23 protein-coding genes are annotated in these 24705 nt (G+C 73.0%); 12 read left to right on the top strand and 11 right to left on the bottom strand.

What is annotated here, in order from left to right; all coding sequences use genetic code 11:
• Window positions 1–8 precede the first annotated feature (8 nt).
• Window positions 9–992, top strand: a complete 984-nt coding sequence (locus tag ABZ079_RS22035; protein ID WP_356941120.1) for a DUF3048 domain-containing protein — start codon at window positions 9–11, stop codon at window positions 990–992.
• Between the two features lie 103 nt (window positions 993–1095).
• On the opposite strand, the gene ABZ079_RS22030 is transcribed toward ABZ079_RS22035, so the two are convergent.
• Both ABZ079_RS22030 and ABZ079_RS22025 read right to left on the bottom strand, forming a co-directional pair.
• Entirely contained in the window at window positions 1096–1383 is a 288-nt protein-coding gene (locus ABZ079_RS22030; protein WP_356941119.1) for a hypothetical protein, read from the bottom strand.
• A gap of 16 nt (window positions 1384–1399) precedes the next feature.
• Window positions 1400–4081 (bottom strand): AAA family ATPase, encoded by a 2682-nt coding sequence (locus tag ABZ079_RS22025; protein ID WP_356941118.1) that lies wholly within the window; start codon window positions 4079–4081, stop codon window positions 1400–1402.
• Window positions 4082–4252: 171 nt separating this feature from the next.
• Between ABZ079_RS22025 and ABZ079_RS22020 the strand changes: the two genes are divergently transcribed.
• The 3 genes from ABZ079_RS22020 to ABZ079_RS22010 all read left to right on the top strand — a co-directional run bounded on the left by ABZ079_RS22020 (window position 4253) and on the right by ABZ079_RS22010 (window position 7931).
• The gene (locus ABZ079_RS22020) at window positions 4253–5542 is read left to right on the top strand and encodes an MFS transporter (protein WP_356941117.1); all 1290 of its coding nucleotides are present in this window, start codon (window positions 4253–4255) and stop codon (window positions 5540–5542) included.
• Between the two features lie 2 nt (window positions 5543–5544).
• Window positions 5545–6747, top strand: coding sequence for an anhydro-N-acetylmuramic acid kinase (locus ABZ079_RS22015; protein WP_356941116.1), 1203 nt, complete (start codon window positions 5545–5547; stop codon window positions 6745–6747).
• Between the two features lie 101 nt (window positions 6748–6848).
• Complete coding sequence (locus tag ABZ079_RS22010; protein ID WP_356941115.1) at window positions 6849–7931, top strand: DUF2510 domain-containing protein; 1083 nt, start codon at window positions 6849–6851, stop codon at window positions 7929–7931.
• A gap of 146 nt (window positions 7932–8077) precedes the next feature.
• Here the strand turns inward: ABZ079_RS22010 and ABZ079_RS22005 are convergent, their stop codons facing one another.
• Window positions 8078–8692, bottom strand: coding sequence for a TetR/AcrR family transcriptional regulator C-terminal ligand-binding domain-containing protein (locus ABZ079_RS22005; RefSeq protein ID WP_356941114.1), 615 nt, complete (start codon window positions 8690–8692; stop codon window positions 8078–8080).
• A 238-nt stretch (window positions 8693–8930) separates the two neighbouring features.
• On the opposite strand from ABZ079_RS22005, the gene ABZ079_RS22000 reads away from it, so the two are divergent.
• Together ABZ079_RS22000 and ABZ079_RS21995 are read left to right on the top strand one after the other, a co-directional pair.
• The gene (locus ABZ079_RS22000) at window positions 8931–9731 is read left to right on the top strand and encodes a phosphatase PAP2 family protein (RefSeq protein WP_356941113.1); all 801 of its coding nucleotides are present in this window, start codon (window positions 8931–8933) and stop codon (window positions 9729–9731) included.
• Window positions 9728–10726 carry a hypothetical protein gene (locus ABZ079_RS21995; RefSeq protein WP_356941112.1) on the top strand — a complete coding sequence of 333 codons (999 nt, stop codon included), beginning with the start codon at window positions 9728–9730 and terminating at the stop codon, window positions 10724–10726. The genes ABZ079_RS22000 and ABZ079_RS21995 overlap by 4 nt, the downstream gene beginning before the upstream one ends.
• A 79-nt stretch (window positions 10727–10805) precedes the next feature.
• Here ABZ079_RS21995 and ABZ079_RS21990 read toward each other — a convergent pair whose 3' ends face one another.
• The 5 genes from ABZ079_RS21990 to ABZ079_RS21970 all read right to left on the bottom strand — a co-directional run bounded on the left by ABZ079_RS21990 (window position 10806) and on the right by ABZ079_RS21970 (window position 15116).
• A complete protein-coding gene (locus tag ABZ079_RS21990; RefSeq protein WP_356941111.1) occupies window positions 10806–11645 on the bottom strand; it encodes a phospholipid scramblase-related protein in 840 nt (279 codons plus the stop codon).
• Window positions 11646–11711: 66 nt separating this feature from the next.
• Entirely contained in the window at window positions 11712–13760 is a 2049-nt protein-coding gene (locus ABZ079_RS21985) for a phosphocholine-specific phospholipase C (protein ID WP_356941110.1), read from the bottom strand.
• Between the two features lie 299 nt (window positions 13761–14059).
• Window positions 14060–14257, bottom strand: coding sequence for a hypothetical protein (locus ABZ079_RS21980; RefSeq protein ID WP_356941109.1), 198 nt, complete (start codon window positions 14255–14257; stop codon window positions 14060–14062).
• A 119-nt stretch (window positions 14258–14376) separates the two neighbouring features.
• Window positions 14377–14748: a hypothetical protein gene (locus ABZ079_RS21975; RefSeq protein WP_356941108.1), complete on the bottom strand. Its 372-nt coding sequence runs from the start codon at window positions 14746–14748 to the stop codon at window positions 14377–14379.
• A gap of 29 nt (window positions 14749–14777) precedes the next feature.
• Window positions 14778–15116: an SH3 domain-containing protein gene (locus ABZ079_RS21970; protein ID WP_356941107.1), complete on the bottom strand. Its 339-nt coding sequence runs from the start codon at window positions 15114–15116 to the stop codon at window positions 14778–14780.
• Between the two features lie 141 nt (window positions 15117–15257).
• Between ABZ079_RS21970 and ABZ079_RS21965 the strand changes: the two genes are divergently transcribed.
• The gene (locus ABZ079_RS21965) at window positions 15258–16190 is read left to right on the top strand and encodes a LysR family transcriptional regulator (RefSeq protein ID WP_356941106.1); all 933 of its coding nucleotides are present in this window, start codon (window positions 15258–15260) and stop codon (window positions 16188–16190) included.
• 240 nt (window positions 16191–16430) lie between these two features.
• Here the strand turns inward: ABZ079_RS21965 and ABZ079_RS21960 are convergent, their stop codons facing one another.
• Complete coding sequence (locus tag ABZ079_RS21960; RefSeq protein ID WP_356941105.1) at window positions 16431–17102, bottom strand: hypothetical protein; 672 nt, start codon at window positions 17100–17102, stop codon at window positions 16431–16433.
• A gap of 240 nt (window positions 17103–17342) precedes the next feature.
• Between ABZ079_RS21960 and ABZ079_RS21955 the strand changes: the two genes are divergently transcribed.
• The 3 genes from ABZ079_RS21955 (at window position 17343) to ABZ079_RS21945 (ending at window position 19267) form a co-directional block, all read left to right on the top strand.
• On the top strand, window positions 17343–17999 hold the full coding sequence (locus ABZ079_RS21955; protein ID WP_356941104.1) for a helix-turn-helix transcriptional regulator: 657 nt from the start codon (window positions 17343–17345) through the stop codon (window positions 17997–17999).
• A 14-nt stretch (window positions 18000–18013) separates the two neighbouring features.
• Window positions 18014–18571, top strand: a complete 558-nt coding sequence (locus tag ABZ079_RS21950; RefSeq protein ID WP_356941103.1) for a toxin-antitoxin system, toxin component — start codon at window positions 18014–18016, stop codon at window positions 18569–18571.
• A gap of 468 nt (window positions 18572–19039) precedes the next feature.
• Entirely contained in the window at window positions 19040–19267 is a 228-nt protein-coding gene (locus ABZ079_RS21945; protein ID WP_356941102.1) for a hypothetical protein, read from the top strand.
• A 129-nt stretch (window positions 19268–19396) separates the two neighbouring features.
• Here the strand turns inward: ABZ079_RS21945 and ABZ079_RS21940 are convergent, their stop codons facing one another.
• Both ABZ079_RS21940 and ABZ079_RS21935 read right to left on the bottom strand, forming a co-directional pair.
• The gene (locus ABZ079_RS21940; protein ID WP_356941101.1) at window positions 19397–20077 is read right to left on the bottom strand and encodes a 4'-phosphopantetheinyl transferase superfamily protein; all 681 of its coding nucleotides are present in this window, start codon (window positions 20075–20077) and stop codon (window positions 19397–19399) included.
• Window positions 20025–20930, bottom strand: coding sequence for a metallophosphoesterase (locus tag ABZ079_RS21935; RefSeq protein ID WP_356941100.1), 906 nt, complete (start codon window positions 20928–20930; stop codon window positions 20025–20027). Before ABZ079_RS21935 ends, ABZ079_RS21940 begins: the two co-directional genes overlap by 53 nt.
• Before the next feature lie 678 nt (window positions 20931–21608).
• Here ABZ079_RS21935 and ABZ079_RS21930 point away from each other — a divergent pair.
• Window positions 21609–22730, top strand: a complete 1122-nt coding sequence (locus tag ABZ079_RS21930; protein WP_356941099.1) for an ATP-grasp domain-containing protein — start codon at window positions 21609–21611, stop codon at window positions 22728–22730.
• A 221-nt stretch (window positions 22731–22951) separates the two neighbouring features.
• On the top strand, window positions 22952–24637 hold the full coding sequence (locus ABZ079_RS21925) for a carbohydrate binding domain-containing protein (RefSeq protein WP_356941098.1): 1686 nt from the start codon (window positions 22952–22954) through the stop codon (window positions 24635–24637).
• Window positions 24638–24705 lie beyond the last annotated feature (68 nt).

Here is a 24705-nt window from a genome sequence, read left to right as displayed (position 1 = left end):
CGGTGGGCATGGGACACAGAGCGCACTCGCGACGCGCCGCACTGACGGCGGCTCTCCTGGCGGCCACACTGACGGCGTCCCTCGCGGCGGGCTGCACCGGTCAGGGCGGGGACGACGCCCGCGCCCCGCACCACACCCCGACGCGGGTCCCACCACCGAACCCCTCGCTCACGGCGGCCGGCTCACCGCTCGCCGTGAAGATCGACAACGTCCCCGCGGCCCGTCCGCAGACCGGACTCGGGGCGGCCGACGTGGTGTACGCCGAGCAGGTGGAGGGCGGCCTGAGCCGGTTGATGGCGGTGTATGCGACCAAACTCCCCCAGGCCGTCGGACCGGTGCGCAGCGTCCGCGAGTCCGACCTGGAGTTGCTGCGCCAGTTCGACCGGCCGACCCTCGCCTTCTCCGGCGCCCAGCGCAAGCTGCTGCCGCTGATCGACAAGGCACCCCTGCGGGCGGAATCGCCCGACGAGGCCCCGGAGGCCTACTACCGGGGCACCGGCAAGGCCGCACCGCACAACCTCTATCTGCACCCCGCCAGACTGCTGCCCGCCGCCCCGGGCAAGACCGCGCTGACGACCGGCTTCCGCTACGGCCCGGCCCCCGCCGGCGGCACACCCGCGACGTCACGCACCGTGCGCTACCCGGCCGCCCGCTTCACCTTCACCTGGTCCCCCGAGCGGAACGGCTGGCTCGTCGCGATGGACGGCACTCCCACGGTGACGACGGACGGCACGCGGATGGCGCCGGCGACGGTCGTCGTGCAGCACGTGAAGATCCGCACGTCCCGGTACCACGACATGCTCGGCAACCACACCCCCTACACCGAGACGGTCGGCTCCGGGCAGGCGGAGGTGCTGCGCGACGGGCGGTCCTTCACCGCCACCTGGTCGCGACCGGCCGCGGCGGACGGTACGACGTTCACGGCGGCGGACGGCAGCCGGATGGACTTCGCCGCGGGCCAGGTGTGGGTGGTGTTCGCTCCGGCGCCGTAGGGCACGGTCGGCTCCGGGCGGCCGACGGCTCGGCGGTCGGCTACGGGCTGCCGACGGCTCGGCCGGTTGCGCAGGTCCTCGGCCGCGTCCGCGACCCGGCGGATCAGTCGAAGACCGAGGCCGCCACCGCCGTGACCGAGGCGGCCGATCCCGGCCGCTTCGACGCCCGCTCCCTCGCCGGCCGCGCCCGCGCGGCGGGAACCCGGTCATCCCGCTCGTCGCCGCGGCGCAACGGGCCGGCACCGGCGCAGACCGGCACGGTGGTGCTGCAGGCCGCCGTGTACTGCGGGGTGCCGGCCGCCGACTCTGCCTTCGCGCCGGCCCAGCGGGTGCCGGCCGAGGAGGAGCCGCCCGAGGGGTGGGGGGCCCGGTCCTGGCCGTATGCCGTCACCCCGCGGTCGGCCGTCCTACCGCGCCCGTCCCGACTCCAGCGCCTCCCGCGCCTGCGCCACCAGCCCGTCCGCTCCGCATGCCCGGGCGAGGTCCAGGCCCCGGTTGAGTTCCGCGACCGAGCCGGCGGCGATGCCGTACTCGACCCGGGCCGCCGCGTGTTCGTACTGGCAGGGTGAGGCCTCCAGGTAGGCGACGGCCTGGCCGGCGAGCCGGACCGCGCGGGGTCCGGTCTCCAGGGCGGCCGCGCAGCGCAGGGCCTCGCCTATGGCGGTTTCCGTGCCGAAGCGCTCGGCCTGCCGGCGGGCGTCCGCGGCGAGTTGGACGGCGCGGGCCGGGTCCTGGCCGGCGAGGGCCTTGGCGAGGTCGATGGACCAGGGTGCGAGGACGGGGTTGTGGCCGCCACGGGAGGCGGCGGTCTTCTCGGCGGCCTCGAGTTCGTTGATGCCCTCCTCGGTACGGCCTACGGCAAGCAGCAGCCGGCCGCGCACGGAGCGGATGTCGGGCAGCACGATCGTGGAGGGGTACGGCGGTGCGAAGCCGTACCGTTCGGCGATCGACCAGGCCTCGTCGACGCGGCCGCGGGCCAGCAGGGTGTCGACGAGTCCGCAGGTGGAGGACCAGTACAGCGGCAGGCCCCGGCCGACGCGTTCGGCGAGGGCCAGACCCTCGCGCAGGGTGGTTTCCGCGTCCTTCAGCCGGCCCTGTCTGCGGTAGGCGAGGCCGAGGAAGGCGTTGGCGAGGGAGAGGTGGCCGCCGCGCCAGCCGGCGCCGGTATAGACGCCGCGGGCCTCGGCGAAGAGGCTCTCGGCGCGGTCGAGCCGGTCGGCGTAGGCGTATGCGCTGCCCAGCATCATCAGCAGCTCCATGCCCCATTCGGGGTCGGTCCAGCCGAGGCCGGGCGCGAGGCGGCCGTTGACGAGGGCCCGGTCGCACAGTTCGAGGACCTCGGCGGCGCTCTCGCCATGGGTCATCGCGTCGAAGCCGCGCAGGATCAGCAGGGCGCGTTCGGCGTTGTCGCGGCCGGCGCAGGTGCGGGCGAGTTCGGCGAGGCTCTGGGAGCGGGCCGGGGAGACGGTCTCGCCGTGGATGCCCTCCCACATGTACTGGAAGGCCTGCAGCCGCATCCGGAGGGGGCCGGCGTCGTGCCTCGCGGCCTCGGCCTCGACCGTGCGGACGGCCTCTTCCAGCTGGTCGTTGTGGAGCAGCGCCTGGGAGAGACGGACGACGGCGCCGACGCGGTCGTCCCCGTCGAGGCCGGGCATGCCGAGCGCGCTCTGCAGGTGGCCGATGGTGACGGCGGGTGCGGTCAGCAGGGTGGCGCAGCCCAGTTCGTAGAGGACGTGTGCGTGGACCTCGGGGCGGGGCGGCTCCTCCAGGGCGCGTTCCAGGCAGCGGCGGGCCGCGTCGGGCGCGCCGACGGCAAGGTGCTCGCGGGCGGCCTCGCGCAGCTGGTCGACGAGTTCCTCGTCGTCGTCCGGGTGGACCTTGAGCAGGTGCCGGGCGGCCTCGGCGGCGCCGCGGCCCAGCTCGGTGATGATCTGGGCGGCGACGCCGTGCATGGCGGTGCGCACGCCCGGCGGGATGGAGTTGTAGACGGCGGTGGCGATCAGCGGGTGGACGAACTCCAGCTCGCCGTCCTCGGGTTCGGTGCCGGTCGCGGGGTCGGGTTCGGTGAGGATGCGGGCGCTGCGGAGGAGTTCGGCGCACTGGCGGGCGATGCCGTCGTTCATGGTGGCGAGGCGGGCGACCATGTCGACGGTGATGTGGGTGCCGAGGATGGCTGCGGCCCAGGCGAACTGGGTGGCCTCCAGACCGAGGCCCTTGAGCCGGTCGACCAGTCCGCCGCCGCGCGCCGCGCGGTTGAGGGCGCGCAGTTCTCCGGCCCGGGCCTCGACCGGCTGGAGTTCGCTGCCGTAGACCTTGGCGAGGAGTTCGACGGTGTCGTAGGGGTTGCCGGCGGTGACGGCCCAGACCTCACGGCAGAAGGCGTCGTCGGCGTGCCGGCCGACGGTGGCACGGGTGAGCCCGGCGGTGGCCTCGGGGGTGAGCGCGCTGAGGGTGCTGACGGGGCGGCCCGCGGCGGCGGCCACCGCGTCGAGGTGGCGGGCGCTGTCCCCGCCGACCTCGCCGGGCCGCCGGGCGACCACGACCAGGACGGGCAGGTCCTCCAGGCGTTCGACGAACGCGGCGAGCCAGCGCAGCGTCTCCTGGTCGGCCCAGTGCGCGTCGTCCACGAGCAGCACGAGCGGCCTTGCGCGGCGGGCGAGCCGGCGCACCGCCGCGACGAGTCCGTCGCAGACGTACTGCGGGTCGGGGCTGCCTTCCTGGGGGTCGACTATGCCGAGGGCTGGGCCCGCGATGTCGTACCAGTCGCCGAGGTATTCGCGGGCTTCCTCGGGCGGTAGGGACAGCAGCGCGGGCTGGAGCAGCCGCCGTACCACGTTGAACGGGACGGATCTCAGGGTCTCGGCGCCACGGGCGGACCAGACCGTGCAGCCGCGGCGTTCGGCGATGCGGCGCGTCTCGGTCAGCAGTGCCGTCTTGCCGAGCCCGGCCTCGCCGCGGAAGACGAGCAGGCTGCCCCCGGACGACTGGCCGGCGCACAGGACGTCGAGGGCCCGTGCGACGGCGGCGATCTCCGCGTCCCGCTCCCACAGGGAGGCCGAGGCGGCCGCCGGCGGACGTCCCTCCGTCATCCCGTTACCTCCCCAGGTCGCCCGAATGACGTACAGACCACGAGCGTAGCCGTCCGGTGGGATGTGTGGTGGCCGGTAGGGGCGCCTGTTGCCCCGCCGGGTGACAGTGGGTGCGGGCAGGCGACGTGCACTCGGCCCGACCAGCCGGTCAGCAGCGGACGGAGCGTCAACATGGCGGGGACGAAGCCGGTTTCCGGCAGTCGTGCGGTGACGCGCGGGCCGACGGTGCGGGCGGTGGCGGCGGGGTCGGTGGGGAACCTCGTCGAGTGGTACGAGTTCGGCGTCTACGGTTTTCTGGCCACGGTGCTGGCGGAGCGGTTCTTCGCCCCGGCGGGCGGCGGCGCGGCCGGGGCGCTGGTGCGGACGTACGCCTCGTTCGCGCTGGCGTTCTTCTTCCGGCCGCTCGGCGCGGTGCTGTTCGGCAGGCTGGGTGACCGGTGGGGGCGGCGACCGGTGCTGATCGGGGTGGTCGCGCTGATGTCGGGCGCGACGGCGTTGATCGGCGCACTGCCGACGTACGACACCGCGGGAGTGCTCGCGCCCTGGCTGCTGACTTCTCTGAGGATCCTTCAGGGACTCGCCGCGGGCGGGGAGTTCGGCGGGGCGGTGGCATTGCTGACGGAGTACGCGCCGCCGGGCCGGCGCGGGCTGTACGGGGCGTGGCAGTCGTTCACGGTGGCGCTGGGCCTGCTCGGCGGGGCGGGGGTGACGGCGGTGACGGCGACGGCGCTCACCGACGCCCAGCTGTCCGCGTGGGGCTGGCGGTTGCCGTTCCTGCTGGCGTTGCCGCTGGGGCTGGTGGCGTTGTGGCTGCGGGCGGGAATGGCGGAGACGCCGTCGTTCCTGGAGCACGGAGCGGGACGGGAGGCGGCGGCCGTGCGGCTCGGGCGCGGGGCGGTCGTGCTCGCGGCGGCGCGGGTGATGGGCTGGGCGGCGGCCGGATACACGTTCCTGGTCGTGCTGCCGTCGTATCTGCAGGTCGCGCTGCACGCGGACGTCCGGCACGCACTGCTCGCCGCGGTGCCGGCCAACGCCGGGTTCGCGGCGGCGATCCTCCCGGCGGGCCTGCTCAGCGACCGGGTCGGGCGGCGGCCGGTGCTGCTCACGGGGGCCGTACTGGTGACGGCCACCTCGTTGCCCCTGCTCCATCTCCTCCGGGATCCCGGCACGTCGAGCGCGGCGAGGGGCTGGGCCCTGTGTGCCGCGGGCGCGGTCGTGGGGCTGATGGCGGGCCCGGGGCCCGCGCTGCTCGCCGAGATGTTCCCGACCCGGGTGCGCTGGACGGGACTCGGGCTCGCCTACGCCCTGTCCAACGCGCTGTTCTCCGGCTGCGCGGGCCTGATCATCACAGAGGCGGTACGGCGCACCGGCAACCCCGACGTACCCGCCTACTACGCGGCGGCGGCCTGCGCGGTGAGCACCGCGGCCCTCCTGACACGCACTGCCGGAGAGGTGAGTTGAAGGTGCTGGTGATCGGGCTGATGTCGGGGACGTCGTACGACGCGGTCGATGCCGCGGCGACGGAACTGCGCCTCGACGGGGATACGCTGGCGCTGCGGCCCCTGGGGATGACGAGCACCCCGTACGGCGACGGTCTGCGCGCGGCCCTCGCGGCGGCGCTGCCGCCGGCCGCCGTGCCCCTCGCCGAGGTGTGCCGGCTCGACACCGGCATCGGGCGGGCGTTCGCGGCGGCGGCCGTCCGAGCGAACCGTGAACTGTGCGCGGGCCGGGCGGAGTTGGTGGCTTCCCACGGGCAGACGGTGTTCCATTGGGTGGAGGACGGCCGGGTGCACGGCACGCTCCAGCTCGGGCAGCCGGCCTGGATCGCGGAGGCGACCGGGCTGCCGGTGGTCGCCGACTTCCGCGCCCGGGACGTCGCGGCGGGCGGCCAGGGCGCGCCGCTGGTGAGCCTGGTCGACCTGCTGTGGCTGCGAGGCAGGCCGGGCAGGCCGGTGGCCCTGAACATCGGAGGCATCGCCAATCTGACCGCCCCCGACGGGACGGCCTTCGACACCGGGCCGGGCTGCGCGCTGCTCGACGCGGCGGTACGGGAGTTCAGCGGCGGGCGCCTCGCGTACGACGTGGACGGCGCGCTGGCCGCGCGTGGCAGGGCGGACCGGCGGTTGCTGGAGCGGCTGCTCGCGGAGCCGTACTACGCGCTGCCGGCGCCGAAGACGACCGGCAAGGAGCTGTTCCACGCCGGGTATCTGCGGACCGCCGGGCTGCTCGACGGCACCCGCCCGGAGGAGGTGCTGGCGACGCTCACCGTACTGACGGCGCGGACGGTCACGGACGCGGTACGGTCCGTCGGCGCCACCGAGGTGATCGCGTCCGGCGGGGGCATGCGCAACCCGGTGCTGGCCGGGACGCTCCGGCGGCTGCTCGACGAGATCCCGGTACGTGCCTCGGACGAGCTGGGGCTGCCCGCCACCGCGAAGGAGGCGTACGCCTTCGCGGTCCTCGGCTTTCTGACCGCCCACGGCCTGCCGGGCACCGATCCACGCAGCACGGGCGCCCGGCACGCCCGTGTGCTGGGGTCGCTGACCCCGGGCAGGAACGGGTTCGGGTTGCCGCCGGCCGCGGCGCGCGGGCCCGAGCGTCTGGTGGTGGAGGCGGACGATACCGGGGCTGCGGGGGAGCGCGGAGCCGTGACAGCCGACGAGTGATGACGAGTGACGGAAAAAACCCGTGGCGAAATGTTCCGGTCCGCGGGATTGGTGACGGATCCTCTCATCCCGCTTTCACCGTCGCCTCATACGGTGGGGACATGACGCAGGTGACTCCTCCCGGGTGGTACCCCGACCCCGGGCAGACGAATGACGGCCCGCCCACCGAGCGCTGGTGGGACGGCAGGGCCTGGACGGACCAGACCCGCCCCGCCGGGACGGCCGCCGCGTGGGGTCCCCCGACGCACTCGCCGGCGCCCGGCGGCCCGCAACCGGCCTACCCGGTACAACCGGCATACCCGGCGCAACCCGCGCAACCGGCCGGACCGGCGTCCTCGGTTCCCGCGGGCTACGGCGCCTACCCGGGTTATCCGGTGTATCCCGCCCAGCCGGCGGCCGGGTCGCGGCGCGGTCTGCGCACCGGCATAGCCGTCGCGGTGGCGGTCGCGGTACTGGCGAGCATCGGAGTCGGCGTGTACGCCCTCTCCAGGGACGGCGGCGGTGACCGCGCCGGGTCGCAGCAGGGGCCGGGAGGCGGGCGCGACGGCGGCCAGGGCGGATCAGGGGGGTCCGGAGGCACGGGCGGTTCCGGTGGCTCCGATGGCCCGGGCGGCGCCTCGCCCTCGCCGAACCGGTCCGAGGCGCCCAAGGTCAAGGGCGGCGGCACGGTGCCGGACCCGGTCAACGGAATCAGCCTGCCGGTGCCCGAGGGCTGGACCGGCGAGACGATCAGCGCCGGTGTGCAGGTGACCTCCGACAAGTCCTACAAGTGCCCGGGCGACAGCTCCAAGACGTGCACCGCGGGCGGCGCCTACACGGCTCCGGCGGTGGCGCTGGGGATCAACGACGACACCGCCGAGAGGGTCGCCAAGGCGGACATCGCGGCCAACGTCAAGCAGTCGTACGGCGGCACCACCTACGGCAGCGTCACCTCGCACGAGGTGCTGGCGTCCAAGGCGGTGACGGTGGCCGGGCAGAAGGGCTATCTGGTGCGCTGGAAGGCGGTCACCAGCAAGGGCGCCGACGGCTATGTGGAGTCGGTCGCCTTCCCCTCCCCCAACGACGCCAAGCAGATCGTGGTGGTGCGCTTCGGCGTGGACGTCGGCCAGAAGGTGTCCGTCATCGACGAGATCCTCAAGGGCATCAGGGTCTCGTCCGGCGGCGGCATCGGCCAGGACATCTGACGGCTTCCGGGAAAGCAGTCGGCCGGGCGGGGCGCCCCTCCGCTCAAGAGGAACCCCACCCGGCCGGGGGTGCGCGCCGCCCCCGTCCCCACGGTGCGGCGCGAGCAGGTCACCGTTCAGTCATCCCGTGAACGGCGGCCTGGGTCCTACGTCAGTCCGAGCGCGGGCAGCACGGTGGCCTCCACGAACCGGACGAGGTAGTCGGCGTCGGCGTACTGACCGCTGAGCACGGGCCGCACGCGCAGGACGCCGAACATCATGGCGGGGACGTACTCCAGCGCGGGATGGCCCGCCCGGACCTCGCCCCTGGCCACACCGCGGTCGAGGATCTCCCGCAGCGCGGCGATCTCCGGGTACACCAGCGCCTCGCGCAGCGCCTCCGCCAGCTCCTGATCCGCCGTCACCGCGTGCCCCAGCGCCTGCATCAGCTTGGTGTCCTTGCCGGACCAGTCGCCCGCGGCCCGTGCGGCCTGGCGCAGGTCCTCGGCGAGCGACCCGGTGTCGATGCCGGCGAAGCGCACCCGCCGACTGGCGCGCAGCGCGGCCGCCACGAACTGGGGCTTGGTCTTCCACTGCCGGTAGAGCGTGGACTTGCTGCACCGGGTGCTGGCGGCGACGCCCTCCATGGTGACGGAGTCGTAGCCGCACTCGCGGATCTGCTCCAGCACGGCGTCGAAGAACTCCCGCTCACGCTCGGGCGTGATCTTGGAGCGGCGCGAGGCGGCGACCGTCTCCGGTCCGTCCGCGGCCTGCGACGTCATGCGGTACTTCCCCTCACTCGTGTGGGCCGGGCCTTCGTGCGGCGCGCTGGAGCGGGGCTCGAGCGGGGCACCAGGCCGTGTCTCCAGTGTGGCGCACATCAATCGATACGCCAGTGTACCGGTACCCAGGCGTATCGGTACACTGGCGTATCGGTACGCAGCCGTATCGATTACTTCCGGGCGCGGCCCGGGCTCGCAGCACCACCACACGCACCACCGTCAGCGAAGGGGCCGGGGGATGAATGCCCGCACCGAGCCTGCAGAGGCAGAAGCGGAGCCGGACGCGACCGCGCGCCCGGCCCTGATACGTGAGTTTCTGCTGGTCGCGGGGCTCTTCCTCGTTTACAAGCTGGGGCGGCGGCTCGCCACCGGGCACACCGGGGAGGCCTTCCGCAACGCCCACCACGTGTGGCACCTCGAACGAGCGGTGCGCCTCCCCGACGAGATCTCCGTGCAGTCCGCTCTGCTGCGCGGCGACGCCCTGGTCCACCTGGCGAACACCTACTACGCGACCGTCCACTTCCCGGCCACGCTGGCCTTCCTGGTCTGGCTGTACCTCAGGCGGCCCGCGCACTACGTGTGGGCCCGCCGGGTGCTGGCGGTGGTCACCACGGCCGCCCTCGTGCTGCCGTTCACGTTCCCGCTGGCCCCGCCGCGCATGCTGGCCGGGACGGGCCTCGTGGACACGGCCCGCGTATACGGGCCGTCCGTGTACGGTCCGCCGTCCAGCGACCACCTGTCCAACCAGTTCGCGGCGATGCCCTCGCTGCACTTCGGCTGGGCGCTGATGGTGGCGATCGGCCTGATCGCGGCCACCCGGTCGCGATGGCGCTGGCTGTGGCTGGCGCATCCGCTGATCACCCTGCTGGTGATCGTGGGTACCGCGAACCACTACTGGCTGGACGCGATCGTCGCGACGGCCATGCTCGCTCTCTCCCTCGCGGCCCTCCAGCCGCGGCGGCGGAGGGCCACCACGGCGGGGCGCGGCATGGACCGGCTCGCCTCCGGGACGTCCGTCCTGGCGGGAGCGGGCCGATGAGCCCCGCCGCCCTGGTCGCCGTGGGCCTGTCGTTGATCTCGGCCGTCGCCTATGCGCTGGCCGCCGTCGCCCAGGAACGCCTCGCCTCCTGCCACACCGGCGCCGGTCTGCCGCGACTGCTGGGCACCGGTGCCTGGTGGTCGGCGGTCGGCCTGAACGCGGCCGCGGCCCTGCTGCACGGCGTCGCCCTCAAGTACGGCCCGCTGACCGCCGTCCAGCCGCTGGGCGCGCTCACCCTGGTCGCGGCCGTGCCGCTCGGGGCGCGGGCTGCCGGGCGGCGGGTCAGCCGCGCGGAGTGGCGCGGTACGGCGCTGACGCTGCTCGGGCTCGCGGGGCTGCTGGTCAGCGCCTCCGGTCCGGCGCCCGCGCGGGTGCTGTCGCTGACCGAGGCGCTGGCGGTCGCCGGTACGACCGCTGCCGCGATCGGCGTGCTGTCCCGGCCCGGCGCCCGGCCGGGACTGCGGCACGCGACCGCGTCCGGGTTCGCCTCCGGTGTCGCCTCGGCGCTGACCCAGACGGTGACCGTTGCGGCCACGGACCGCTCCGGCCCGGTGCTCGGCGCCGAGGTGATCGTGGTCGCGGTGCTCGTCGCCGCGTTCGCCGTCGGCGGCCTGCTGCTGTCGCAGACGGCCTATCGGGGCGGCCTCGGCGCACCGCTGGCCGTGGTCACCCTGACCAACCCGGTGGCCGCGGCGGTGATCGGTCTCAGCCTGCTCGGGCAGGGACTCCGGGGCGGCGCCACCGGCGTGCTGCTGGCCCTGGCCGGGGCGGGCCTGGCCGCCCGGGGCGTGCTCCTGCTGACCCGCGCGGCCCCCGGACCCGAGCGCACCGGGCTCCCCGACGAGCACGAGGGGCACCACCGCCACGACGAGCACGACGGGCACGAGGGGCATCCGGTCGCGGCGGTGCTCGCTCTGGAGCCGGGGACGGCGGCGGTGGAACCGGCACTGAGGCCACGCCGGCCGGAGCAGCCGGGGCATCTCACCGCCCTGTGATCACATACGGCGGCGGCCGGTGCGCGGGAGTGTCCACGTGCACCGGCCGCCGTGGCCGTGCTGTTCGGGTGCGGCTCGCTCAGCCCCAGCCGCGCGCGTCCTGCTTGAGGGCGGTGTCGACGGTCAGGGCCGTCGCCACCACGAGGCTCAGCAGCGGCTCGGGCAGCTGGTAGTGGACCTGCAGGACATAGTTGTCCGCGGTCGTGAACAGGGTCTTGGCGAGACCCTCCCAGGTCTTGGTGATCCGGGCGACCTCGTTGTCCGCGTGGTCGACGATCGCGAAGTTCCAGGCCCGCCAGTTCTCCGCCTTGATCGCGCCGACCTGCTGGCCGTTCGCGTTCATCGCGAAGTTGATCTTGCCGATCATGTTCTTCTGGACGATCTCGCCGACCGGCGAACCGTCCGGACGGGTCACGATCACCCGGGACTTGAAGATCTTCGCGGGCCGGGTCAGCAACAGCTGCGGCTGGCCGTAGGCGTCCCGGATCTCCAGCTTGTGGGTCATGAACTGGTCCAGGCTGGAGACGAAGCGCAGGATCTTCTTCAGCACACCCTGCCCGACCTGCGTGACCGAGCCGATCTCCCGGCCGTTCTGATCCATGACCTTGTACTCGTTGGTCAGCTCGATCAGCTTGGCCTTCTGGTTCACGACCAGGACGGGCTCGGTGAAGAGGGTGCCGCCGCCGGGGCCGCCGGCCGCGACACCGGCCTGTTGCTGCACCTGGCGCTGCACCTTGGCGTCGGGGCCCTGCTGCTGCGGGAACTGGGGGGCGGCGGGCTGCTGGGGAACCTGCCCGGCGCCCTGCTGCGCCGGGTTGGTGTGCTCGGTCCACTGCGTGCCGTCCCAGTAGCGGAGCGTCTGGGACGCCCCGTGCGGATCCGGGTACCAGCCTGCAGGAGTGTTCGATTGCGTGGTCACCGGGGCACACTACCCTGATGTGACCGGTACCTGACCAGTCCGCACGGAGCGGTGTTCATCGCCCGTTCACTCCGTGACGATCGCCGGGTCGCTGACGCCGGGCAGCCCGTTCTCGACGTGACCGGCGAAGCCGCGCAGGAACGCCGGGTCGGCCTCGGAGGTGACGGTCAGGTCGTACCAGCGCCTGCTCGCCGTGAGGTCGACCATCTGCTTCACGGTGGCCCCGGGCCGTAGGCTCACCACGACGGGGCTGCCGCCGTAGCCGCTCACCACCTTCAACTTCACCGTGCCGGAACCCTTGTTGGCGAACGTCAGCTCCAGGCGGTCGCCGGCGTGCCGGGCGGTGACCTCGGGCCCCGCGACCTTGTTGCGGCCCTTGAAGAGGCGCAGGAAGCCGTTCGGGCCGTGCACGGCGAGGTCGTAGAGGCCGCCGGAATAGGCCGAGTTCCAGGTGTCGGACAGCGTTCTGCCGGCCTCGGTGGTGTAGCTCCAGGGGCCGTCGGTGCGGTTGTCCGAGGTGACGAGGAAGGCCGCGCCCGCCCGCGTCCCCGAGGCGAAGGTGAGCGTGAGCTTCCCGGCCGCGGCGTCCACCGAACCGCTCACCACCGGTGCGTACTTCAGCGGGCGGGTGGGCCGGCTGCCGCGCTCCTGCCTGGGCTGGGCGGGGCCGGCGGGCGGGGTGGGCACGTAGTCGGGGTGACGGTCCCCGTCCGGCGGCCGGTAGCCGTCCGTGGACGGCAGCGCGGCCGGCGCGCTGTCCTTGCGGGAGAAGTCGAACGCGCTGGTCAGGTCGCCGCAGATGGCGCGCCGCCAGGGTGAGATGTTCGGCTCGTGCACACCGAAGCGGTGCTCGATGAACCGGATGATCGAGGTGTGGTCGAGGGTCTCGGAGCAGACGTAGCCACCCTTGCTCCAGGGGGAGACGACCAGCATCGGCACGCGCTGGCCGAGCCCGTAGGGGCCGGCGGTGTGGCTGGCGTCACCCTTGAACAGGTCCAGCGAGGGGTCCACCGTCGACTTGCCCTGGGCGGCGGAGGCCGGCGGGAAGGGCGGGATGACGTGGTCGAAGAAGCCGTCGTTCTCGTCGTAGGTGATGAACAGCGCGGTCCTGCCCCACACGTCGGGGTTGGAGGTGAGTGCGTCCAGGACCTGGGAGATGTACCAGGCGCCGTAGTTGGCGGGCCAGTTGGGATGCTCGCTGAAGGCCTCGGGCGCGACGATCCAGGAGACCCGCGGCAGCTTGCCGGACGTCACGTCGGACCTCAGCCGGTCGAAGAAGCCCTCGCCCTTCTTCGCGTCGGTGCCGGTGCGGGCCTTGTCGTAGAGCGGGTCGCCGGGTTTGGCGTCGCGGTACTGGTTGAAGTACAGCAGGGAGTTGTCGCCGTAGTTGCCGCGGTAGGCGTCGTTGATCCAGCCCCAGGAGCCGTTCGCGTCGAGGCCGTCACCGACGTCCTGGTAGATCTTCCAGGAGACCCCGGCCCGCTCCAGGCGCTCCGGGTACGTCGTCCAGCCGTAACCCGCCTCGTCGTTGCCGAGGACGGGGCCGCCGCCCTTGCCGTCGTTGCCGGTGCAGCCCGTCCACATGTAGTAGCGGTTGGGGTCGGTGGAGCCTATGAACGAGCAGTGGTAGGCGTCGCAGACGGTGAAGGCGTCGGCGAGCGCGTAGTGGAACGGGATGTCCTTCCGGGTCAGGTACGCCATCGTCGTCGAGGACTTGGCGGGCACCCACTTGTCGTACTTGCCCTGGTTGAAAGCGTTATGCCCGTCGTTCCAGCCGTGCGGCAGGTCCTGGATGAAGGCCAGGCCCAGGTCGTCGGCGTCCGGGTGGAAGGGAAGGACGTCCTTCGTGCCGTCGGACTGCCTCCAGACGGACCTGCCGTTCTGCGTGACGGGACGCGGGTCGCCGAAGCCCCGGACTCCTCTGAACGAGCCGAAGTAGTGGTCGAAGGAACGGTTCTCCTGCATCAGGACGACGATGTGCTCGACGTCGTCCACCGAACCCGTACGGTGGTGGGCAGGCAGGGCGGCCGCGCGCTGAATGCTGCTGGACAGCGCCGTGAACGCCGTCGTGGCGCCCGCGAGTTGCAGGAAGCGCCGCCGATTGACTTCGGACATGAGTGAGGATCCTCCCATCCTGGCGTACGCGATGCCGTCAGTTGACGGAATCTGCGCGCTGCGAGTGTTCCAAGAGCAGCAAACGTCAGGGAAGGGTCCGGTGGCGCCCATGTGAAACCCGGCGGTCCGTGCGGTGCGGCGCCCCGCGGCCGGCCATGCGGCGGTACGGCTCCGTCATGTCCCGCGCGCATGCCGCCCCCCGGCCCGTTCCGGGCGGTGCGGGACGGAGAAACGGTGATCGGACGACACACCGCCGGCCGGGGGCGCCCGTGCGAGCCCACCCGGCCGGGTGTGCGTGTCTACTGGTAGCAGGGACTCCCACAGAGGATCGTCACCGTGCCGGTCCCAGCGGCCGGCCGGGATGCGGGTTCGTGGGGCGTGACGGCCGGATTCCGGCTGGTCTCCCAGGGCATGGGGGCGGCCACGGCCTGGGGCGCGGCCGATGTGAGGGCCGCGGCGACGAACAGGGCGGCGACGGTGCACTTGCGCAGGCGCACGGGTACTCCTTGACCGGTCGGTGGGGATGGCGGTCTGAGCACGAGGCCGCAGCGGAGGCCGCGGCATCGCCGCTCCCCTCGGCGTCCGCCCGATGCGGTGAGCCGAGGCGCACTCTGCGTCATTCGGGCGAGCAGGAGATCACCGGGTTGGTCTCGGAGCTGATGGACGTGTCCTTCATGAACCCCCAGACCCCGTTGTCCGCTTTCGTCATCAGCCAGCGGTACGGGTGCGGGCCTCCCACGTAGGCCCCCTTGTCCAGCCGGCAGCTGAACCAGCTGTACGTGGTGTACATGTATCCGACGACCTTGCCGGTGCCGTCGAAGTTGTCGTACACCTTCGCGGCGTAGACGTTGTAGCAGTAGTAGGCGTTCGTCTCCAGCGTGCACTGGTGCCGGGCGCTCGCAGAGGCCGTGGGCGCGGTCACGCCCAGGCCCCCCAGCGCGGCGGCGACGGACAGAGCGACGGCCGACGCGCGCAGGCGAAGTCGCATGAAGGTTCCCCCTTGTTCCGCTGCGGTCGTCAGCACTGGGCCGAAACCGGCAGGTTGGCGTATTCGTTGCCCTTGAAGTACACGGCGCTGCTGTAGCCGTCCGCGAACCCGATCCAGATGTCGTTGGTGTAGCCGTGGTCGGTGACGGTCTCGCCGTGGGTCCAGCAGTACGCCTGGTAGGTCTTCCCCGCGGTGAGCGTGGCCAGGTACGCGCCGGCCGTGGCGGGCAGCTTGCGGACGTTGACGTTCTCGTACGGCACGACGTTGTACGTCGCCTCGGCGGGTGCCGCCATGGCGGTGGTGACGGGCGCGGCCACAGCCGCGGCGGTGACGATGCCGATGACGGCGAGCGCGTGAGCACGGCGCATGAGGAGTCCTCCCGTTTCCCGCAGCAGTACGCCCCCTTGACGCACCGCCGCCCTCCGTCCGTCCATGCTGGCCCGGCAGCGGGCGGCCGGGCCAGGTGAGAGGGCAGGGGGGAAGATGGATGATTCGATAACCTTGTCCCTATGGTTCCTGGGGGCAGGCGCCGCCGTTCTGTCCGAGATCCGAGTACTCACCAACTGCGTCTGCTTCTCGCGGTGGCCGAGGAACGGCATTTCGGCCGGGCTGCCGCACGCGCGTTCATCTCACAACCGTCACTGAGCCAGCAGATCCGCACGCTGGAGGAGCGCCTGGGGGTACCGCTGGTCGAACGGGGAGGCGGGGCGGTACGGCTGACTCCGGCCGGCGAGGCGGTCACAGCCGAGGCCAGGGCGGTTCTCGAGGCGATGGACCGGCTGCTGCAGGTGTCCGACACGCACGCGGGAACGGTCAGGGGCAGACTGCGCGTCGGCTCGCTCGGCGCCGAGGCCGCCATGCCGCACGCCAGGGAAGTCCTCGCCCGCGCCCGGGACCAGCACCCCCACCTGGAGATAGACGTGCGCAACCTGGGCTTCGTCCAGCAGTTCGACGCACTGGCCAACGGCGAGGTCGTCGCGGCCTTCCTGCGCGGACCCCTGCCCTCCGGCCTCCAGTCCTGCCACCTCGCCAGCGAGCCGAGGGTGGTGTGCCTCCCGGCAGACGATCCTCTCGCCCGTGAGCAGCGGCTGACCCTTCAGCAGCTCGCTGACCGCACCGTGGTGGACATGCCCCGCCAGGTACCGCGCCAGTGGTGGGACCACCTCACCGCGAACCCACGCCCCGACGGCAGCCCGGTCCGGTACGGCCCGGTGGTCCGCGACACCGAAGCCATGGTGCTGGCAGTGCTGCAGGAACGAGCCATCACCTTCCTCCCGGCGTCGGCGCGCGCCCTGTACCCGCGTCCCGGGCTCGTCTACGTGGACGTTCCCGAACTCGGCACCTCCGACTCCTTCCTGGCGTGGCTCCCGGCCAACCGCGACCTCCCGGGGGTGCGCGCGCTGCGGGAGGCCGCCCGCTTCGTGACGCGGGACGCGCGATGACGCCGTCGCCCCTTCGTCCGGCTACGGGCCTTCCGCCGGGTCGCCGGTGCCCGTGCCACTGGGGTCGGCGCCCTTGGAGACGACGGACACGGATCCGGCGGCACGGGGCGGCGGCCTGCTCGAAGTCGGCGACGCCGTCGGCCGCTTGCGTCGACGGCGCTCGTGAAGACCGCGGAAGGGGAAGGGGTCCGGTGCCTTCGACCCGGCGCCGCCGGTGACCTGAACACCGGCGGTGCCGGGTCAGTCCTCGGGTGCCGGGACCACCGTCAGATGCGTGGCCGTGCCGCGGGGCCGGCGCGGGCGGCGCGCCGGCGGGGCCACCCGGCGGGGCTCGCGCAGGACCATCGTCAGGCGCCGGTGGCCGAGGTCCCGCAGGGTCTGCGGGGTCTCCTCGACGATGCGGCACTCGACGGGGCCCCGGCGCGGGTCGGGGTGGAGCAGCAGCCGGACGGCCCCGTCGAGCCGCGTCGCGGCCTCGCCGACGGCCCGGATCCAGTGCGGCAGTCCCTGACGGTAGGCGGCCTCCATGAGCGGATCCTGGGCGATGTCCCGGCGGACCGCCTGGAGTTCGTGCTCGTGCCCGTACGTCTCCAGCGCGGCGCGCAGGTGGGCCAGCATCGGCAGGCACCAGCCCGGCTCGTGCTCGCCGAGGACGTCACCCGCGTCGGGATGGAACAGGACGAACCGGAGGAAGTTGTCGCCGGGCATGGCCGTCGGATGAGGGCGCACGCCACGGAACAGTGCCTCGAACGCGCCGTTGGCCGTGACCACCTTCCAGCGGTGGTCGACGACCAGGGACGGGAAGGGCAGGGCGTCCAGCAGCGTGGCGTAGTCCTCAAGGTAGGCCTGGGTCTCGCAGGTCTCGGGGACGGGCCGCGGTGCCGGCCACTGCCCTCCTGCCTGATGTGCCATCGGGAGGTCACCCCTCTTGCCTCTGCGGCCTTCACGCGGCGATGTGATCCTGCTGCCCCGCCACAAGCGATGTCAACTATCGTGGCATTTCATGCCGGTTGACGGCTGAAATTCGCCACAGTTGTGGCGAGACCTGGATGTGGGTTCGAGGCACCCGCTACTCTCCGGGAAGTTCACGGCGACCGCTTGCGAGAAGCACGCACGCGTCTGAAACCCTCGAGAGACGTAGGAGTTCTGTCGGTGACGGATGGCTACGAGGATCCGGGCGCCGCGGCGACCGCCCAGCTGCCGGCCGTCGTCGCCCGCGTCACCGCGCTCGCCGACCGGCTCGGCGTGCCGCACGCCGAGGTATTCGACGTCGGGCGGCTCTCCGTCGCCTGCGGTGTGCCCGAGCCGGTGGTCAAGGCTCTGCTCAGCGGGCGGCCGGCGGGCGAACCGGACGTCCAGGCACGCTTTCTGCAGCGCCTGGACCTGCTGCGGCGCACCCGGCTCAAGCCCAACGGCCGCAAGTACACCCAGCAGGAGATCGCCGACGGGGCGGGCATGTCCCGGCAGCAGGCCGGGGCCCTCATCAACGGCGACCGGCGGCCCACGATGGAGCACTGTGACGCGCTGCAGCGCTTCTTCCGGGTGCACGCCGGTTTCCTCACCGCGGAGGATCCCGAGGCGCTGGCGGGCGCGCTGCAGCGCACCGAGCAGGAGCTGCTGCAGAAGCTCGCCGACCGGGAGCGGGCCGCGGCCGCGGCCGCCGAGGACCCCCTGGAGCGGCTGTTGCAGGACCACGGGGTGCGTGGGATCGCCTGGCGCGCCGCCCAGTTGCCCACCGACCAGCACCGGGACAAGGTCGCGGAGTGGCTCGACATGCTTCTGGAGAGCGTCAAACGACCCGAGTCGTGAGCCTGGGGAGGACCGTGGGCATCGCCAGGGAGGCGCGCCGGCTGTGCGACGAGCTGGTGGGCGGACTGGCCCTGCCCCCGCCGGCGCCGCCGCATGGGCTGCACCGCGCGCTGTGCGAGGCGATGAGCGGCCGCCGCGGCCGTCCCGTGCTCTTCCGTACGGCCGTCTTCCCGCCGGGCACGGCGAGCGGGCTGTGGCTGGACCTGGCCGACCGCGACCTCGTCGTCGTGGAGGAACGCACCGCCTGGGAACACCAGTTGGTGATCCTCGGTCATGAACTGTGGCACCTGCAGGCCGGCCATCACGGCCACCGCGTGGACGGTGTCGGCGTCGCCACGCGCCTGCTGGGCGACGACACCGGCGGGGCCGCGCTGCGGGCGGCGGGGCACCGGGGCGCGGCCCGTACCCGCTTCGACGTCGCCGAGGAACGGCAGGCCGAGACCTTCGGCCTGCTGCTCGCCAGCAAGTGCCGTGCTCGGCTCGCCGGTTCGGCGCCGCGCGGCCCGGTGACGCGCGACGGCGTGGCCGACCGCATCAAGGCGTCCCTGGGATATCCGGGCCCCCAGGGCTGAGCCGGGGCACGCGCTGCCCTGCCTCGGGTGGCGCCGCGTTCGCTCGCGTCGCGCATGGCCCGCCCGCCACTCGGCAGGCGCGGGACGCGGTGGGCGGCCCAGCCACGCGGTCGGCGCGCCACGCGGGAAGGCGCGCCGTAGCCGTGCACCACGTGGTGGCGTGGGTGGAGTTCCGCGCGCCCGCCGGGCGCAGCCGTGCGGCGTCTGCCGGGCGTGGCCGCGACACGTCGAAGCCCCTCAGGCCTGCCCTCCGGTACCGCGTGGGGCGGCCGTGTGCCGTCTCTCCGGTGGCCAGGGCTTCGTGCCGAGGATCTCGGTGCGGTCGAGCCTGCGCTAAGCGGGCGAACCGACGTGGAGCCGGACGGCGTTGTCAGTGGTGGGCGGCAAGCTGGAAGCGTGCGCCGTACGACACGGCGTGCGGCGCCGCAGGGCGCGTGACCGTGACGCCTACTCGGGGAGAGCCGACCGATGCCCACCGCCGTACTGACCGACCGCGAGCGCACCGCCGTACAGGCCTACCTGCGGCTGCTGCATACGGTGCGCGCCGCCTTCGACGGGCCACCGGACGGCGATCGGCCCGCCGTGGTCCCGCCCACCGTGCTCGCCGAGGCGGAATCGGCCCTCGCACGGGCGGGACTCGCGGGCAACGAGCAGGAGTTCTTCCGGCTGCTGCGCGAATGGTGCCCGCCCGCCTGACCGGCCGAGCGGGTCCGCCGCCGTCACCCGTGCGCCATGACGCCGGCGGTGACCGCCGTCAGGAGTGCCGCACGACGGCGGCGGCCCGTCGGCGGTGCCGTACGACGGCGGCGGTGCCGGGCCGGACCGTCAGGAGTGCGGTACGACGACGGTGGTGGCCACCACTCCGTCGCGTACGGCCCAGCGGCCGTCGAAGGACCGCAGGCGGCGGTCGCCGACCAGGGGGCCGGGGACCAGGAGTTCGGCGCGGAGGGTGCCGGTCGGCGCGCCGTCGGGTGCCGGGCGGAGGGTGATGTCGGCCTCGGAGAAGTCCAGCCACTTGCGGGTGAGGGGGTACCACGCCTTGTAGACGGACTCCTTGGCGCTGAACAGTATCCGGTCCCAGTGCACGGCGGGCCGCTGACTGGCGAGCAGGGCCAGCCGTTCGGCCTCGGCGGGCAGGAAGACGGAGGCGCCCACGCCGTCCGGGAGCGGCCCGTGCGGTTCGGCGTCGATCCCGAGGGAGGCCAGGTCGGTGGCGCGGACCAGGGCGGCGGCGCAGTAGCCGTCGCAGTGGGTCATGCTGCCGGCCAGGCCGGCCGGCCAGCGCGGGGCACCCCGCTCCCCGCTGACGACGGCCTGCGCCGGCACGCCGAGCTTCTCCATGGCGCGCCGGGCGCAGCCGCGTACGGCCGCGAACTCACGGCGGCGCTTGGCCACCGCGCGCGTGACGAACACCTCCTCCTCCGGGTGCAGCGGGGCGTCCCACAGCGGGTCGTCACGGTGTGCCTCCACGGCTACGACCGACTCCGGGAGCAGCTCCTCGATCACCGGCGTCCTCCTCCATCGGCAGGATGGGGCGCAGCCTTCCCGGGCGCCCGGGGCGCTTGCGCCATTCGCGGGGATATCCCACGGAAACCTCTTCGAAGCGGACTCCGCCGTGCCAGGTGGTGCGGGGGATGTGCAGATGGCCGTACACCATCGTGGCGACGCGGAACCGGTGGTGCCAGTCCGCGGTCAGCTCGGTGCCGCACCACATGGCGAACTCGGGGTGCCACAGGACCTCGGTTGGATGCCGGTCCAGCGGGTAGTGATTGGCGAGCACGGTCGGCAGGTCCGCGGGCAGCGCGGCGAGCCTGCGCTCCGTCTCGGCGACCCGGGCCCGGCACCAGTCCTCACGGGTCGGATAGGGGTCGGGATGCAGCAGGTACTCGTCGTTGCAGACGATGCCCGTGCTCTCCGCGTAGGCCAGGCCCTGGGCCTTGGTGGCGCAGCCGGCCGGCAGGAAGGAGTAGTCGTACAGGAGGAACAGCGGGGCGACGGCGACCGGGCCGCCGGGGCCGTGCCACACCGGGTAGGGGTCCTCGGGTGTGACCACGCCTAATTCCCGGCACACCTCGACCAGATGCTCGTAGCGGGCGACGCCGCGCAGGGTGACGGGGTCGCTCGGGTGGGTCCACAGCTCGTGGTTGCCGGGTGCCCACAGCACCTTGCGGAAGCGGCCCGCGAGCGTACCGAGGGCCCAGCGGATGTCGGCGACGGTCTCCGCGACGTCGCCGGCGACTATCAGCCAGTCGTCGTCACCGCCGGGACGCATCCGCTCCACCAGGGCGCGGTTCTCCGGATAGCTGATGTGCAGGTCGCTGATGGCCAGCAGCTGTCCGGCCCCGGCCGTCGGCTCCACCCCGTGCCCCTTTCGATCATCGACTCGCGGACACCACCAGAACACATTCCCGGACGGCGGACAAGAGGTCCCCGGGCCACGCGCCGGCTCGCGGCCCGCGCGGGACACCCGCCTGGCGCACGGCAGAGGGCTCAGATCTGCTGGATCCCGGCGCCGCACCCGACGAACAGGGGCATCGCCAACGGCATGGCCGCCACCGCCCTCGACCCGGGTGACGCCCTCGGCCTGGCGTTCCTCACGGCCGTGGCCGAACACCGGTACCGCAGGCAAGACCGGCAAGGCGCGCCGGGCCGCCACCGCCGACGGCGAGTTTCCCCGCCCTCGTGCTCATCGCGCTCGGCGTGGTCGTCGGCCTGCTCGTCGCCCTGGGCCTGCCTCACCGGCCGGCGCGGGACTCCCCGCCGTCACGGAGGACTCCGTCCTCTCGGCGCGCTGAGCACCCGCGGCCGGTCGCCCCCGGTCACCGGTGGGCCACCGGCGCCGGGGGCCGCGACACGGCGGGACGGCACCCGGAATCCGTAACGTCCACGTTGCACGCGGGGGCCTTCGAAAGCCGTATGATCGCCCCCAACACCAACGCCCCTCACTTCCCTTCACCGGGCCGTTTGGTGTCCCTTCCTCCCTCCTGCCCGGGCACGGGCCGCTCAGCCCTGCCCGCACACCCGAAAGGCGGCCTGCATGCTCTCTCGCGTACGCGTCTGGCTCAACCGCACGTACGCGGAGAACGTGTTCTTCATGGATCAGCTGCGGAGGAATCCCAGCGACCGCGCGGTGGAGATCCACGCCACGCACGGGGACCCCGACTCCCCCGTGCTGGCCGCCGCCGACACCGCGGACCTTGAGCCGGAGGGCCTGTCCCCGGCCGCCTACGTCGAGTACGCCCTCGACCAGTGCGCCCGGCGCGGCATCGACGTCTTCGTGCCCCGGCTGCACCAGGCGGCGATCGTGGCGCACCGCGCCGAGTTCGCGGCGGCGGGGACGGCACTGCTGGCGCCGACGCCCGAGGCGGTGGCCGTGTTCGAGGACAAGGCCACCGCGTACGAGGCGGTCCGCTCCGTCGGCGTCCCGGTGCCACCCTGGTGGCGGGTGCGGAGCACCGAAGACCTCCTCGCCGCGGTGGGCGAGTTGGAGGCGGCCGGGCACCAGGTCTGCTTCAAACCGGCCGTCGGCGCGGGCGGCGTCGGCTTCCGGGTGATCACGCGTGCCCCCTTCTCGCTGGCCGGCCTCGCCGGCTTCCCCGGCCCTTACGTGCAGCTGGATCTGGTCGTCGAGGCGCTGAGGCGGGCGGAGGAGCCGGTGGACTGGCTGGTGATGCCGCGGCTGGAGCAGCCCGAGGTGTCCGTCGACTGCCTGACCGGGCCGGACAACCGGGTGCGGCTCGCGGTGGGCCGCACCAAGAACGGCCGCCGCCGGGGCTTCACCCTGGACGAGCAGTGGCTGGAGCCGGCCCGGCTGATCGCCGAGGGCTTCGGTCTGCACCACCTGTCCAACATCCAGTTCCGCATGCTCGGCGACCGCCCGGTGCTGCTCGACGTCAACACAAGGCCCGCCGGTGGCCTGCACCAGCTGTCACTCTGCGGGGTGAACGCGCCCTGGGCGGCCGTGCAGTTGGCGCTGGGTGAGGACCCGGGGTTCATCGAGCCGCCGTTCCTCGGGCAGGACTACACGGTGGTGTCGGGACTACGCCCGCTGCTGCCCGCGGAGCTTTCGCGGCGGCGGGTGGAGGAGACCGAGGTGTTGTTGCCGGCGGTGCCTTCGCCTGTGCAGTCGGCTTCGGCGGCTGAGGTTCTGCCCCTGTAGGCCGTACGCCGACTGCCGGGTTGCCGCGGTGCTCGCGCCCGCGCGGCGGAGCCGCATGGCGAACACGGCCCCGCGCCCCTTTCGGGGGCACTTGCCCTCACCGGTATGGACCAATCCCGCCCGTCACCTTGACAGCCGGATTGGTCCATACCACATTCATGTGCGCACCTGTTCCGCACTCCCCTGCACTCCCGAACACCCCATCCCCACAGGGAGGTCGCGTGCGCAACTCACTCGGGCGTTCCAGACGCCGGCTTCTCGCTCTCCTCGCTTCCGCGGCCCTCGCGCTCGGCGGGGCCATCACCCTCCCCGGTACGGCCCACGCGGCCGACATCCTGACCAACCCCGGCTTCGAGTCCGGGGACCTCTCCCCCTGGACCTGCACCGGCAACCTCGGCTCGGTCGTCTCCTCCCCCGCGCACAGCGGCGCCAAGGCGCTGCGGGGCGCGGTGACCCCGAGCGACAACGCGCAGTGCGGCCAGACGGTCACGGTGCAGCCCGACACGACGTACACCCTGAGCGGTTGGGTGCGCGGCAGTCACGTGTATCTCGGCGTGAACGGCGGCGCCTCCACCTGGACGACATCCCCCTCGGAGTACAGCCGGCTCGGTCTCTCCTTCACCACCGGCGCCTCGCAGACCAGCGCCACCATCTATGTGCACGGCTGGTACGCCCAGGGCACCTACTACGCCGACGACATCAGCCTGGACGGCCCGGGCGGCGGAGGCGGCAGTGACACCCGGGCGCCGACCGCGCCCAGCGGGCTCACCTCCACCGGCAAGACCTCCTCGAGCGTGTCGCTGAAGTGGAACGCCGCCACGGACGACGTGGGCGTGACGGCGTACGACCTCTACAGCGGTGACAACCGGCTCCTCAGCGTCTCGGGTACGTCCGCCACGGTGGAAGGGCTGCCCCCGAACACGAGTCACACCTTCACCGTGCGGGCGCGGGACGCGGCCGGGAACACCTCGCCCGCCTCCAACGCCGTGAGCGTGACGACCGACGCGGGCGGCGGTGGCGGCACCGGGTTCAAGCAGGCGGCGCCCTACCTGTACGAGGGCTGGGGCGATCCGCCGAGCCCGGCGACGGTGATGAGCGCGACCGGGGTCAAGTGGTTCACGATGGCGTTCGTACTGGACTCCGGTGGCTGCACGCCGGCTTGGGACGGCAGCCGGGCGCTGACCGGGGGCGTGGACCAGGCGGCGATCGACCAGGTCCATTCCGCGGGCGGTGACATCGTGCCGTCGTTCGGCGGCTGGCAGGGCAGCAAGCTCGGCGCCAACTGCTCCTCCGCGAGCGCGCTCGCCGGGGCCATCCAGAAGGTGATCGACGCCTATGGCCTGAAGGCCGTCGACATGGACATCGAGAACACGGACGAGTTCGAGAACGAGGCCGTGCAGGCGAAGATCCTCACCGCCCTGAAGACGGTCAAGGCCAACAATCCCGGCCTGAAGACCATCGTCACCTTCGGCACGTCCACCACCGGGCCGACGTACTACGGCAACCGGCTCATCGAACAGGCGCAGTCGCTCGGCGCGAACGTCGACGTGTTCACCATCATGCCGTTCGACTTCGGCGGCGGCTCGGACATGTACGGCAACACCGTGAAGGCCACCGAGGGGCTGAAGAACAAGCTGAAGTCCACCTTCGGCTGGGACGACGCGACCGCCTACGCCCACATCGGCATCTCCGGTATGAACGGTCTGTCCGACCAGCAGGAGACGACCACTCCGGCGATCTGGACCCAGATCCGTGACTGGGCGAACTCCCACCACATCGCGCGGCTCGCCTTCTGGGCGGTCAACCGGGACCGGCCGTGCGCGGGCGGCGGCGTGGTGAGCAACTGCTCCGGCATCAGCCAGAACAACTGGCAGTTCTCCTCGATCACGGCCGGTTTCACCGGCTGACGATCGGGGCGGGACGGCGGAGGGCCGCTCGGCGGAGCGGCCCTCCGTGCGTTCAGCGGCCACGGCCG

Origin of the sequence: Streptomyces sp. NPDC006314, assembly GCF_040613075.1 — a bacterium.
Taxonomy (GTDB): Bacteria; Actinomycetota; Actinomycetes; order Streptomycetales; family Streptomycetaceae; genus Streptomyces.
Note: the sequence above shows the minus strand (reverse complement) of the source record. Positions and strands in the feature narration are given on the sequence as shown.